This is a genomic window from Candidatus Poribacteria bacterium (assembly GCA_026702755.1).
Lineage (GTDB): Bacteria > Poribacteria > WGA-4E > WGA-4E > WGA-3G > WGA-3G.
The window spans coordinates 51,968-65,763 of sequence record JAPPBX010000043.1 but is presented as its reverse complement, the minus strand read 5'-3'; the positions used below and the strand labels follow the sequence as shown (position 1 = coordinate 65,763).

Sequence of the window (13,796 nt, the reverse complement as noted above, 5' to 3'; positions counted from 1 at the left end):
TGGTTTACTTTAAATACTGAATGATTCTGGCATCCTCTCCTTTTGATATTGACAGAAAAACAGATCAACGCTAAAATCATAAAATAGACTGACACCAAAAGGAGGTTCTGAACATATAAACCAATGCTAACAATTAGGGCACGGCTCACAAGCCCATTTTTTTTAACATTCGCAGTCTACTTCACCCTTTGTTTATGGGGTCTTAAGGTATTGCCTGCAGATACAGAAGACTCTCAAACCCCTGCAAATCGAATAATCAAAGCAGTACGCACCGAAACACCCCCAAAAATTGATGGAAAATTGGACGATGAATGCTGGCAAAAGGGTGCCAAAACCGGTGAATTGATTCAGTTTGAACCCCAGCGTGGCGAACCCGCGACGCAACCCACTACTATTTACGTCGTCTACGATGCGAATAAACTTTACGTGGCGTTTGAATGTTTCAAAGCTGATATGGGCAATCTCGCCGCGAACCAAACCCGACGCGATTCTTTCTTTTTCTCTGACGATCATGTTGAAGTCTTAATCGATACCTTCCTTGACGGCAGAAACTGCTATGCCTTCGCTTTAAATCCACTCGGCACACAAACCGACAGGCGTCTGATTAATGAAGGCGCGAACAGACGCACAGGACAATCCAGGATTGGTACCGCCATTTCATGGGATTGCGATTGGCAAGGTCAGGCAGCAGCAGGGACAGACAAATGGACAGCAGAATTTGCTATCCCATTCGCCGAACTCCGATTTTCAAAGGGAACGGAAACAGCGACATGGGGTATCAACTTTTGGCGAAATGATGAAGTCCCTGCGGAAGAACAGACATGGTCAGATTTGGGCGATCGACAGTACGCCGTGTCAGAATTTGGACATCTAACGAATCTTCCCATTTCAGACTTGGTTACCAAACGACCCGTGAAATTCAAACCGTATGGCACACTAAAGCCACAAATACTGCAACCAAAAGATGGCGAAACGACAGCATCTGTGAAACCAGATGTAGGACTTGATCTCCGGTATCCGATCAAAGATTTTACAATTGATTTAACGTTAAACCCCGATTTCGCGCAAATTGAGGCGGATCCCGACCTCGTGAACCTTAGCGATGTTCCACTCCGTTTTCCCGAAAAACGTCCGTTTTTCCTTGAAGGAAATGAACTCTTCCAAATGCCTCTTGACCTGTTCTACAGCCGACGGGTCGAAGATTTACTCGGTGGTGGAAAGGTCATCGGGAAATTCAGTAAATACAATCTCGCCTTCATGCAAGCCGTGGCGGGACCGGAAAACCCAGATAAAGAAATAGAAGCAGGCGAATTGCCTCTCGCGAACTATAATTACTCCGTTTTTCGACTGCAACGGGAAGTTGGTAAAACGTCATCTGTCGGGTTCTTGGGCGTTAACAAACAACGTGGTGCCACATACGACCGCGCAGGAGGACTTGATGCCCGCATTCAACTCCCCGCCGCTACGAATCTCAACTTGGAATATGCAAGGGAATGGAAAGCAGGCGGACTTGATATGGCAGAAAGCACCGCGGACGACCTTGTTTTTGTCCAACTCTCTCGTAGGACAAATGTCTTCTCCCTCGATGCGATTTACGCAGATTTCGGGGAGCACTTCAATCCTGAAACCGGTTTCATTCCACGTGTTGATAGACGTGGTGTTGTCATCAGAAGTCGTTATAATAAACAGTATAAAGGTGCTATTGAAAGACTTCGCGGTGAAGCCGAATATGAACGCCTCGCGAACCACACAGGCGAATTGACAAACCACAGAGCAAGTTTTAGCGGACTCTTCGGGGTTTACAATTTCTTTTTCCTGCTCGGACCTGAATGGTATTATCACGTTGATGAGGACAACAAACCTTTTACCGATAGAACTGTCCGTTTCTTCGCCGGATGGTTCCCACCAAAATACGTGCAAATCCGAAACACCGGACGCTTCGGTGTCCGCGATGATAAAGACACATTCTTCATCCGCCCGGAGATCACGATTCGTCCCACAGCAAAACTCAGTTTCGAGTTTATTTTACAGCGACTTCATGAGAAACAACCCAATGGAATGCAGTGGGAACTTTCAGAATGGACGCGCCGCTTTATTGTAAATTACCAATTTGCGCAACGGATGTATGCGAGAGCAAGCGCAGAATTCACGTTAGAGAGAGAACGTCGAGTCTTCGCACTCTTCGCCTATGAGTATCGTCCCGAAAGTAATTTATTTATCGTCTACAATGACAATCGGGACGTAGCGGGAGACACTGAGCGAATCGTGTTCATCAAAATCGCACACCTATTGAAAACAGACCTCTTTTAGTTATTAGTTTGTAGGTTGGGTTGAACGAAGAGAAACCCAACACGCGTTTCGGTTGTCACATTGTAGGTTGGGCTGAACGAAGAGAAACCCAACACGCGCTTCTGAAAATCCTTGAATCCTGTAAATCCTGGTTCAGACAATTAAGGTCGTCCCACCACAAACCTATATCTGCTGAAAACTGAACGCTTCTGTGAAACTTCAGAATTCCCTTGACAGATGCCACTTCCGTAACATAAAATTAAAGAGAGTCAAATACAAGAAAACGGAGGGTATCCCCACGGAAAACCTCTTGAAACGCTATCAACACTGGATATTTGCGGCACTCTCAGCACTACTGTTGTTTCTTAGCTTCCCTAATTTAAACCTCTTTCCGTGTGCTTGGGTTGCGATGGTGCCGTTCTTCATTGCATTGACGCGCGCAACAAACTGGAAATCCGCTTTCTGGATCGGTTACGTAACGGGATTTCTGTTTTTTGCGGGGCTGCTTCCCGCTATCCTGCTTCTCTATCCGTATGCGGGTGTTTTCGCGACAACGACAGGGAATATTCTCGTGACGATGATGGCGTATCTGCTATTAGTCGGATATATTGCCGTCTACTTCGCCATTTTTGCTGTGTTGCTAAGGTTTGCGCCATGGCGTTCTGGTATATTGTTTCCTATCGCAGCCGCTTGCATCTGGACAGCATTGGAATGGGTACGGAGTTGGATGCTAACAGGATTTCCGTGGGGAAGCATCGGTTACTCACAATGGAACAATCTACCGGGAATACAGGTAGCCTCTCTCATTGGTGTGCACGGGATCAGTTTCATCATTGTGCTTTTCAATGCAGGTATCGCCACCGTGCTTTGCAACCGTCACCAATGGCGGCAGGAAATTCGTGCCATAATCCTACCACTAATTCTGACGCTCTTCTGCTTCAGTTACGGGATTTTTCAACTTAAGAACGCTGCACCTTTAGACAAAGCCACAAATACGGAAACCTTGAAAATCGCGCTCGTTCCCGGCAACGTCTCACAACTCCAGAAATGGGACACACGTCAATTTCCAGCGATTTTGCAGCGTTATATCAACCTCACATATAAAACCAGCACAGAAAAACCTGATTTAATTGTGTGGCCCGAAACAGCAATCCGAAGCGAGGCACTGACAGGCGCGTGGCCAACGTACCACGGTAGATTCGCCCAAATGCTTCGCAACACGGCAACGCCAATACTCATCGGCACGGCTAACCAAGGAGAAACAGACAAGGCAATAGGAGAGTTCTCCAAGAACGTCAAAAAGAGTGAACAGATATACAACCGTGTCCTTTCAATATCTCCAGATGGAAAGATACATGGAAGTTATGCCAAGATGCACCTCGTTCCATTCGGCGAATATGTACCTCTGGAACACCTACTTCCAGATTTCATCCCCGATTTTATCCAGTTCAAACCCTTTACACCGGGAAAAACAGTAAACCTTTTACCGGTGTTTAACGTTAAACATAAAACGGAAATTGCCAGTAATGGGTTGGGACCTCCCTACCGCGAGGCAGTGTCTAATGCCAAAGACAAGGCGGATCCCCAGCGAACAGACGTTGGTGTTTCAATCTGCTTTGAATCAGTGTTTCCGGACGAATTCCGCAGACCTGTCCAAAAAGGGGCAAGGGTCATGGGAATCTTCACAAACGATGCTTGGTTCAAAGGGACTGCTTTCCCAGAACTACACCTGTCGATGGCACCTTTCCGCTCAATCGAGAATCGGATCGCAGTATTTCGGTGTGCAAACGGCGGATTTACATGCGTAGTGGATAAGTTCGGTAGAATAACGACTCCTTTGATAACACCGGACACCACCGCCCAAACGCTTATCACATCCGTTCCACTGCTTCCGTCTGCGAAACGTGAACAGACGCTCTATACCCGCTACGGGGATTGGTTTTCGATTCTCTGTGCTTTAATCTGCGTTGGATGGTTCGGTCGTCTAATCGTCCTCCGATTCCGTCGTAGATATTCTTAACGATTCATGAGGAATGAAATGCTTGTAGATTTAAAAAACCAGGTTGAAGAGATGCAAACCCGCCTTCTGGAAATCGGAGGCTATCTTTGACCTGGCTGAAAAACAAAAAGAATTAGCTGAACTCGAAGAAGCGACCATCTCCCCGGACTTCTGGAGCAATGCCCAACGTGTTCAAAAGGTTAATCAGCGTATCGCTATTCTCCGAGACGAAGTTGGAGCGTACGAAGAACTCAATCTCAAAATTGAAGACATCCAGACCCTCGTTGAACTCGCTACCGAAGAGAACGATGAAAGTCTGCAAACCGAGATTGTAGACGGATTGGAGAGCATCTCAAATCGCCTTGAACAGATGGAACTCCGGTTAATGCTGACAGGCGAGTTTGATGAAAATAACGCCATCCTCAACATCCATCCCGGTGCTGGTGGGGTCGATGCTCAGGATTGGGCGGGGATGTTAATGCGGATGTACCTTCGCTGGTGTGACCAACGCGGCTATCAAACTGAAATCCTTGACATCACCGCTGGCGACGAAGCTGGCATCAAAGGCACAACTATCCTCGTTACCGGCACATCCGCTTACGGTTATCTCCAGTCCGAAGCCGGTGTACATCGCCTTGTTCGCTTGTCCCCTTACGATTTCAACAAACGACGGCACACTTCCTTTGCTGCTGTTGACGTTACGCCTGAAGTTGATGACACCGTGGACGTGGATATTCAACAGGAAGATCTGCGGATCGATTTCTATCGCGCGAGCGGCGCGGGTGGACAGCATGTCAACGTAACAGACTCAGCTGTTCGGATTACACACAAACCAACCGGGATTGTCGTGCAGTGCCAGAATGAACGTTCACAGCACAAAAACCGCGAAATCGCCATGAAATTGCTCCGCTCGCGTCTTCATGAAAAATATCGTGAAGAACGTGAAGCAGAAATTTCAAAACAGCGAAGTGAACGTCTGGAAATCGACTTCGGCAGCCAAATCCGTTCTTATGTACTGCACCCGTATCAACGCGTCAAGGATCTACGCACAAACGTTGAGAGCGGTAATGTTAACGCTGTCTTAGATGGTGCTTTAGATGCCTTCATCGAAAGTTATCTCAAAATGAAGGCACGAAAATAATAACTGGATAGCGCACCCGAAAAATACACTGTCCGGTATTCGTCTTTTTTCGTTGCTTTATGAGCAAAACTAAAGTATAATTATTAAAATAACCCAAGCTGCTACTAACAGGTTTTGCACATTTCAGAAAGGGTTTTCGTCTCTTTCCCCACCCCGTAGGGGTGATATGTCTATAGAATTGCATTAGAATATTAAAAGCAATAGTTCTGATAAAGTAAAACGAAGAAGGGAAGAACCGTGGAAGAAACAAAAGATTTAATTCAGCAACGTCGCGAGAAGTTGGACGAGATTCGAGAATTTGGCGTAGAGCCGTATCCACATAAATACGAGCCTACACATACAACTTCCGCGATTCATCAAGATTTCGCCGATGTCGAAGAAACCCCCGACGAAGCGCAGAAAATTCGTATCGCAGGCAGAATTATGACGAAGCGCGACCACGGGAAAAGCAGCTTCGCACATCTGCAAGACGGTGAAGGCAGAATTCAGATTTACGTCCGCCGAGATAAAGTCGGAGCGGAACCCTATAAAATCTATCGACGCTTCGATACGGGTGATATTGTCGGTGCTGAAGGAACAGTGTTCCGAACACGAACAGGGGAATTGACAGTACTCGTTGATTCCATAGAACTCCTCTCCAAATCTATCCGACCGCTCCCCGAAAAATGGCACGGTCTACAAGATAAACAGACACGCTATAGACAACGATACGCTGATCTCATCATGAATCCCGAGGTGAAGGATGTCTTTCTAAAAAGGACGCAAATCGTCCAGGCAATCCGCAATATGCTCAATGCCCAAAGTTTTATTGAAGTCGAAACACCTGTCCTTCAACCGATTTATGGTGGCGCAAACGCGCGTCCGTTCACAACTTATCACAATACATTGGAACAATCGCTTTATCTACGGATCGCAAACGAACTCTACCTCAAACGTCTGATTGTAGGAGGCTTCGAGCGGGTTTATGAATTCTCGCGCGATTTCCGAAATGAAGGGATGGACAGGGACCACAATCCTGAATTTACAATGTTGGAACTCTATCAGGCTTATGCCGACTACATTCAGATAATGGAACTAACGGAGACGCTAATCGCTGACACGGCGAAAATGGTTCACGGGACAACGAAGATCCCCTATCAAGATTACGAACTCGACCTCACACCGCCATGGCGTAGGCTGAGTATGGTGGATGCAATCCAAGAATACAGCGGTATTGATCCAACACCACTATCAGGAGATGAACTCTACAAAGCTGCAGTTGATGCCGGAGTTGACTTAGCCGGTGATGAGACGAGAGGCGAAATTATAGCCGAATTCTTTGAAATATTTGCGGAACCAAAACTGATCCAACCGACATTTATAACGGATCATCCTATCGAGGTTTCACCCTTTGCGAAAAAGAAGCCAGAAAATCCAGAGTTCGTAGAACGTTTTGAATTTTTTATCTGTGGGATGGAGGTTGGAAACGCCTTTAGTGAACTTAACGATCCGATAGACCAACGCCAACGTTTTCTTGAGCAGGCAAGCAGTTTAGAGGCAGGCGACGATGAAGCCTTTATGGTAGATGAGGACTATCTACGCGCATTGGAGTACGGTATGCCACCGACGGGTGGACTCGGTATCGGTATTGACAGACTGACAATGCTGCTAACGAATCAATACTCCATCCGTGACGTGATCCTGTTTCCACAAATGCGTCCGGAAAGCTAAGATGATAGCACCACCGATACTTCACACAGAAAGGTTGATGCTCCGTTCGTTTTTTTGAAGATACAATTCAGTGCCGTATACTAAAATGTGAGTTCGTAGAAAAATGAGGTCCGCACCACCGCTCCTTACAGAAAGATTGCTACTTCGCTCCCTTACACTTGAAGATGCGGCGGATGTGCAACACCTTGCAGGTGAATTTGATGTGGCATCAACATTAACGAATATGCCGCACCCCTACGAAGATGGGATGGCTGAAGAATGGATGCGCGCCTGTTCCGACAAGTTTGAAAAAGACGAAGCACTAAACTTCGCAATTACACTTAGAACAGACAAAAACTTAATCGGCGGAATAGAACTTAGACTCGACCTAAAGAACGAAAATGGCGAACTCGGTTACTGGATAGGTAAACCTTATTGGAACTGCGGGTATGCCACAGAAGCAGCAGGAGCAGTTGTTGCGTATGGTTTTGAAGTATTAAAGTTGAACCGAATTCATGCGAGACACTTCAAAAGAAACCCTGCTTCAGGACGGGTGCTGGAAAAAATCGGGATGCGCTACGAAGGATGCTTCCGGCAACACATCAAAAAATGGGACAACTTTGAGGATTTAATGGGATACGGGATGCTAAAGGTGGACTTTAATTCATTAGCTCCTATCTCGTCTGAGGATATATGAGATTTGAATGGTTCGTAGCCTCCCGCTACCTACGCTCACGGCGAAAACAGTCCTTTATCTCAATTATCAGCATCATCTCTATCGGTGGTGTTGCGCTCGGTGTAGCAACCGTAATTCTTGCGATTGCTGTCTTAAACGGCGTTGAGCATGGACTAAAAGATCGGTTTCTTGCCAACGAAGCACACGTTGTTTTTCATTTGCATGGTCACAGTTATTTCGATAACTACCAAAATCGGATTGAGCAGATTGAAGCAATTGATGAAGTCGTCGCTACTTCGCCCGTTGTTTTGTCGCAGATTGGTGTTTTTCCAGAACATAGTGACTCCATTCAGGACGTAATTTATATTAAAGGCATCGATCCAGTTCAGGAAAACAAAGTCACCGGCTTCTCAGAATTTGTAGATGGATCAACCAACTTTCTGAACTCGACATTTCTTGAAGACGCTCGGCTCATCAGAGATGAAACTATTACCGGCGGTATTGTTCTCGGGGCACGCTTGGCAGCCCGTCTCGGCATTATCAAAGGCGATGTTCTACGGCTTATCGTTAAACTTGTGAAAATAAACGAATCAATGTTCGTGCCGGATCTGGCGAACTTCGTTGTGATTGGATTCTATGAGTCCGAGATGGCAGTTTACGACAACAATTTCGGATTTATCCATATAGATGCCGCCCAAAAATTGTATAACAAACCGAACCGGATAAATGCCATCTTTGTCCGATTAATTGACGCGGAGTTGGCACCACAGATTGCCAGACGAATTGAGGACACCGTCGAGTTTAGTGTATTAGAGGGGATGCCGGACGCAAGAACGTGGATGGAGATGCAGGCACCACTCTTCTCGGCACTTCGTATGGAGAAAATCCTCACCGTTGTTATTGAAGCACTTATTATTTTAGTCGCGGCTTTTAACATCGCAAGCACACTGATTATGACCGTGATGGAAAAGACAAAGGCAATCGGCACTCTACGGACGCTCGGTACATCACGGGGCAACATCATGAAAATATTTATGATTCAGGGCAGCGTTATCGGGTTACTGGGAACGATGCTCGGTACTGCTCTCGGTCTCTCGCTCTGTTGGCTTCTGAGTTTCAATAATGTGAGACCTTCTTACTGGTTCACGCTTGCACTTATTGTGCCAGTTTTCTTACAAGTGTTTATTGCATTGCGACGAGCACTGCCGCGCGGTGGAGGGTGGAAGTTTGGACTCGGCGTTTTATGGATCATCGTAATAGGGTTCGCGCTCTATTGCGCCGTTAGACCGATTTCGCTCGCAGATCTTGGGCTGAGTCAAGTCTACCAGATGAATCAGCTGCCGATACAGATCAATTGGTTTTTTGTCATCTTCATCAACGCACTTTCATTTTTGATCTGCTGGCTTGCAACGCTGTATCCAGCATGGCAGGCGGCAAATTTGAAGCCGGTCGAAGCCTTGCAACATGAATAGGACTTACGCATTTGACTGGTAGGTGCGGTTCTAACCGCACCGGTACCGAATGAATAGAAAAAAGAGGAAGCCTGTGCCGAATCCAGCAGAGACAATTATCCGCGTTGTAGATTTACACAAGTCCTACTATGATGGCGAGGCGGAACTTCCAGTACTTCAAGGCATCAATCTTGAAATATATATGTCAGAATTACTTGCGATCATCGGTGCATCAGGAGTAGGGAAAAGCACACTACTCCATCTTATTGGGACGCTTGACCGACCGACAACAGGAAGCGTTTTATACGACGAACACGACATTTTCACGCTACCCGATACGGAGCTCGCTCGATTTCGGAATAAGGAAATAGGATTTGTGTTTCAATTCCATCACTTATTACCGGAATTTACCGCACTTGAGAATGTCGCAATGGGGGCTTTAATAACAACCTCAAACGATAAACAGGTTTACGAAGAGGCAGAGGCACTGCTTGACTACGTTGGACTCTCTGAAAGACTTTCGCACTTCCCAAGTCAACTGTCCGGCGGTGAACGGCAACGCGTCGCAATTGCACGCTCTTTAATCAATAAACCGAAGGTTGTCCTCGCTGATGAACCGACTGGCAACCTCGACCGGCGAAGCAGCGAAGCAGTGCTGGAACTTCTATGGGATCTAAACTCGAAATCTGGACAAACTTTCGTTATCGTAACGCATAATCAAGAACTTACCCAGCAAGTAGACAGAGTTGTTCAACTCGTTGACGGAAAGGTTTTTTAACGATGGGCCTCCTTGGACACCGCGCCATTAGATTTAGTGCCCCTTCCCAGTGGTGGGTGGGGTCCCCGGTTTCCAGTGAGTCCCAACAGTATTAAGGATCTGAAAGGCTCTATTTATTTTTATTAATTGCACAACTCTAAAATATCAGTTCAGGATAACCAGAAACCTGCCCGAAATGTAATGACGGGTTTTGCTTGGGTGTTTCTTTGGATCAGGAGGCCATAATTAAAAAATGTTGATTTATATCGACGGAGAATTTTTACCCAAAGCAGAAGCGAAAGTCTCGGTGTTTGACCACGGATTGCTTTATGGGGACGGCGTTTTTGAAGGCATCCGTTCCTATAACGGCAGGGTCTTTAAACTCGATGAACACCTTGAGCGGCTTTACGACTCTGCGAAATCAATTATGTTACAGATCCCCATGTCCATTGAAAAGATGGAGGCAACGGTTCTGGAAACACTCCGTCGGAACCATCTCACAGAAGCCTATATTCGACTGGTTGTAACTCGCGGGGTAGGGGATCTCGGACTCGATCCGGCTAAATGTCCAAAGCCAAGCATAATAATTATTGCAGATAAAATCACCCTCTACCCACAAAAGTTTTATGAAGAGGGATTGGAGATCGTAACCGTCTCTGTCCGACGAAATTACGCGGAAGCCATTAACCCGCGCATTAAGTCATTGAACTATCTAAACAATATCTTAGCAAAAATTGAGGGCAAACAGTCGGGCGCAGAAGAGGTATTGATGCTCAATGCCGAAGGTTACGTCGTCGAATGTAGTGGCGATAATATTTTCTGGCTCAAGAACGGGGTACTTGTCACACCACCCGTTCACATGGGGATTTTGGAGGGTGTGACTCGAAACAGCGTTATTGATATCGCCCGTGAAGCGGGTATGCGGGTTGAGGAGCGTGTTTTTACACGGCACGACCTCTATATTGCTGATGAATGCTTCCTCACCGGCACAGCCGCCGAAGTTATACCCGTTGTGAAAATAGACCAGCGCCCCATCGGGAATGGACAGCCCGGACAAATAACAGAAAAACTAATTGCCGCATTTCGGAAGTTTGCAAACAGCTACGGCACCCCGATCTACAATTCTGAGGCATGAAGGAATTATAAACGCGAGCGGAGACATGTAAGACACAGGAGGATAGTTAATCATGAATGCATCAAAAAACATTCTGATTCTGATAAGCCTAATCGTCGGACTTGCGGCGATCACCGCTTTTGCGGAAGAAGCGACAGAAACGACAAATACAGTGTTCGGTCCCCAAGCCGCAACCGCCGAGCAACAGGACAAATTAGAAGCCGACAAGGACACCACAGCAAGTGCCACCAAACCACCTGCTGACGCGATGCTCCTCGTCAAGAAAATTTCTTTTGCAGGCGTGAAAACGAGTTCCGAAGATATGCTGCGTACCCTTATCCAGACGCAGGTCGGCTCCGAAGTATCCGAAGAACTCCTTACGCAAGACCTGAAAAGTCTTTATAAAGACACGGGTTTCTTCTCCGAAATTAACGTAGACGTGGAACCCGTCGAAGGCGGTGGATTAGAAGTTATCTATAAAGTCGTCGAAAGTCCAAAGATTTCCGGGATTAACATTATCGGAAACGAAAACTTGAGCATCGGCAAACTCAAAGATGAGATTACGCTCCGCCCTTCAGAAATTTATAGTGACCGGCGACGATGGGAAAGCGAACGAGCACTTGAGAAACTTTATCATGAAAAAGGGTATTATCTCGTCGGTATCCAAACCCATCTCGGAGATAGAGACGATGAAGCTAATACTGTTCAGGTCACTTTTGAGATAAACGAAGGACCGAGGGTGCGGATCGAGGAGATCAACTTTATTGGAAGTACAAAAGTCTCCGACAACACACTACGGAAAAAACTCAAAACCCGTATTGGTAAGCCTTTCGATCAGATACTCTTTGAAGAAGAGGACTTATCTCTCAATCTCCGAAATTATTATCAGGATCGCGGGTTCGCACAGGTAAAGGTCCACGGCTATGAAAAACGATTCACAGAAGACAAGACCGGTTTAATGCTTGACATCACCGTTGATGAAGGACCCGAATTTATTATAGGCACTTACACAATTGAAGTAGATGGCGGCGCGAAAACCCTCTTCTCGGAAAAAAAGATACGAAGCATGCTCGACCCTGCAGAAGGTGAGATTTTCAACCGCGGTACCTTCGACGAATCAATCGCGAAATTACAGCAGGCTTACCTCGATAAAGGTTACCTACTTTCGGAAGTCCTACCCAGCCCCGTCTTCAATGAAGTAGATGGTGTCGTTGACATCACCTTGAGCATTAACGAAGGAGATGTCATAATTATTGATAAGGTAACCATTACCGGATTAGAAAAAACGAAAGAACACGTTGTCAAACGCGAACTGGATTTCCTGAAAATCAAGTCTGATGAGTTATTAGATGTGAAAGCACTCCGCAAAGCGCGGCAACGTTTGTTCCAGATGGGGTCTTTTATCCGTGCCGTCGATTTTGTCCCGAGTGATACATCCGAAGAAAACCGAAAAGAGTTAAGAGTTAACATCGCGGAAACACCCCGAACGGGAATGTTGAGTCTCGGTGGTGGCTACGGCAGTGAAGGCGGAATCTTCGGTGTTGCAGAGGTTGGACAAAACAATTTCCGCGGGCGCGCTTATCGGGTACACGTAAAGGGCGAATTAGGCACCCGTGACCATCACACAGCCGAACTCAGTTTTGGAACCCCCTGGATTTTGGGGACACCAACTCGGCTTAACGCCAGAATCTACAACAACCGCCGCTTCCGCCGCTACTACGGAACGGTGGGTGCGCTCTATAATCGTCAGTTGGGAAGCAATTCCATATATGATCGGTACATTTGGGCAAGACGCGGCGCATCGCTAACACTCGGACGACCAATCGCACACGACATCGATCTGTCCGTGCGCTTTCGGAACGAAAGTGTGCAGTCATACAACCTTGATGAAAAACTATACGACCGCTCCACGCGAAGTATCCTATTTGCCCTTGGAAGGGATACCCGCGACTATCGCACCTCCCTATTTGATCCAACGGCAGGTTCATTTCACACACTCTCTTATGAATACTCTGGCGGTTTCTTGGGAGCGGATAACAAATTCCAAAAATACTACGCGGACACCAGTTGGTTCTATAGCCCTTGGTGGAACCATGTCATTGCCACACATGCCCGCGCCGGTTACATGCGAAGTAAAAGCACCGATGCCTATTACCTATTCTATGAACGCTTTTTCCTCGGCGGTGTAGATAGCATTCGTGGCTACGAAGATTGGGAAATCTACCCCGATCCTGATGAATCGGGTATTCCTAATCCTTATGGTGGTGACAAGGTATTCTTCGCCAACTTGGAATATCGAGTTCCCATCTCTCAGCAGCTTACAGGAGCTCTGTTTTTCGACATAGGGCAGGTGTGGGATGAAAGTGTTACAAACCCCTTTACCCAAATCAATTTGAAACGAGGACTCGGTCTTGAAGCCCGGTTTACCATGCTCGGTATGTTAGTTCGGTTGGGTTGGGGATATGGGTTGGACCGCGTTACCGGTGAACCCGCTGGTAAATTCCACTTCACAGTTGGACCCGGATTCTAAGAAAAGGATTCACAACGCAATTCGTGGCGGCTATCAAAGTTAAGGGTAGGGATAACACCCCTTTAAAGTTCTCGCTCCAAAAGGCGGGAAATCATGGACAAACGCATACACTCGAAGTTCTGGCAGCAAATGTCAGAACTGCAGAGAATG

The 13,796-nt window shown here is 46.6% G+C and carries 9 protein-coding genes; all 9 read left to right on the top strand.

Annotated features, from left to right (window positions below; translation table 11 throughout):
- Positions 1–210 precede the first annotated feature (210 nt).
- The gene (locus OXH39_08340) at positions 211–2,310 is read left to right on the top strand and encodes a DUF5916 domain-containing protein (GenBank protein MCY3550458.1); all 2,100 of its coding nucleotides are present in this window, start codon (positions 211–213) and stop codon (positions 2,308–2,310) included.
- A gap of 289 nt (positions 2,311–2,599) precedes the next feature.
- Positions 2,600–4,309, top strand: coding sequence for an apolipoprotein N-acyltransferase (lnt, locus tag OXH39_08335; GenBank protein MCY3550457.1), 1,710 nt, complete (start codon positions 2,600–2,602; stop codon positions 4,307–4,309).
- Positions 4,310–4,327: 18 nt separating this feature from the next.
- Positions 4,328–5,429, top strand: a protein-coding gene (gene prfB / locus OXH39_08330) for a peptide chain release factor 2 (GenBank protein ID MCY3550456.1) whose coding sequence is annotated in 2 segments (ribosomal slippage) — positions 4,328–4,393 and positions 4,395–5,429 — 1,101 coding nt in all. Because the reading frame shifts where the segments join, the coding sequence is not laid out codon by codon here.
- A gap of 237 nt (positions 5,430–5,666) precedes the next feature.
- Entirely contained in the window at positions 5,667–7,139 is a 1,473-nt protein-coding gene (gene lysS, locus OXH39_08325; GenBank protein MCY3550455.1) for a lysine--tRNA ligase, read from the top strand.
- Positions 7,140–7,242: 103 nt separating this feature from the next.
- Positions 7,243–7,815: a GNAT family N-acetyltransferase gene (locus tag OXH39_08320; GenBank protein ID MCY3550454.1), complete on the top strand. Its 573-nt coding sequence runs from the start codon at positions 7,243–7,245 to the stop codon at positions 7,813–7,815.
- Positions 7,812–9,266 carry an ABC transporter permease gene (locus tag OXH39_08315; GenBank protein ID MCY3550453.1) on the top strand — a complete coding sequence of 485 codons (1,455 nt, stop codon included), beginning with the start codon at positions 7,812–7,814 and terminating at the stop codon, positions 9,264–9,266. The genes OXH39_08320 and OXH39_08315 overlap by 4 nt, the downstream gene beginning before the upstream one ends.
- Positions 9,267–9,339: 73 nt before the next feature.
- Entirely contained in the window at positions 9,340–10,023 is a 684-nt protein-coding gene (locus tag OXH39_08310) for an ABC transporter ATP-binding protein (protein MCY3550452.1), read from the top strand.
- Between the two features lie 232 nt (positions 10,024–10,255).
- Positions 10,256–11,137 carry a branched-chain-amino-acid transaminase gene (gene ilvE / locus OXH39_08305; protein MCY3550451.1) on the top strand — a complete coding sequence of 294 codons (882 nt, stop codon included), beginning with the start codon at positions 10,256–10,258 and terminating at the stop codon, positions 11,135–11,137.
- A 52-nt stretch (positions 11,138–11,189) separates the two neighbouring features.
- A complete protein-coding gene (bamA, locus tag OXH39_08300) occupies positions 11,190–13,646 on the top strand; it encodes an outer membrane protein assembly factor BamA (GenBank protein MCY3550450.1) in 2,457 nt (818 codons plus the stop codon).
- The last annotated feature ends 150 nt before the right edge of the window (positions 13,647–13,796 follow it).

Coding starts and splice junctions, on each gene's coding strand:
- ilvE (MCY3550451.1), top strand. CDS start 10,256: ATGTTGATTTATATCGACGGAGAATTTTTACCCAAAGCAGAAGCGAAA.
- OXH39_08320 (MCY3550454.1), top strand. CDS start 7,243: ATGAGGTCCGCACCACCGCTCCTTACAGAAAGATTGCTACTTCGCTCC.
- bamA (MCY3550450.1), top strand. CDS start 11,190: ATGAATGCATCAAAAAACATTCTGATTCTGATAAGCCTAATCGTCGGA.
- OXH39_08315 (MCY3550453.1), top strand. CDS start 7,812: ATGAGATTTGAATGGTTCGTAGCCTCCCGCTACCTACGCTCACGGCGA.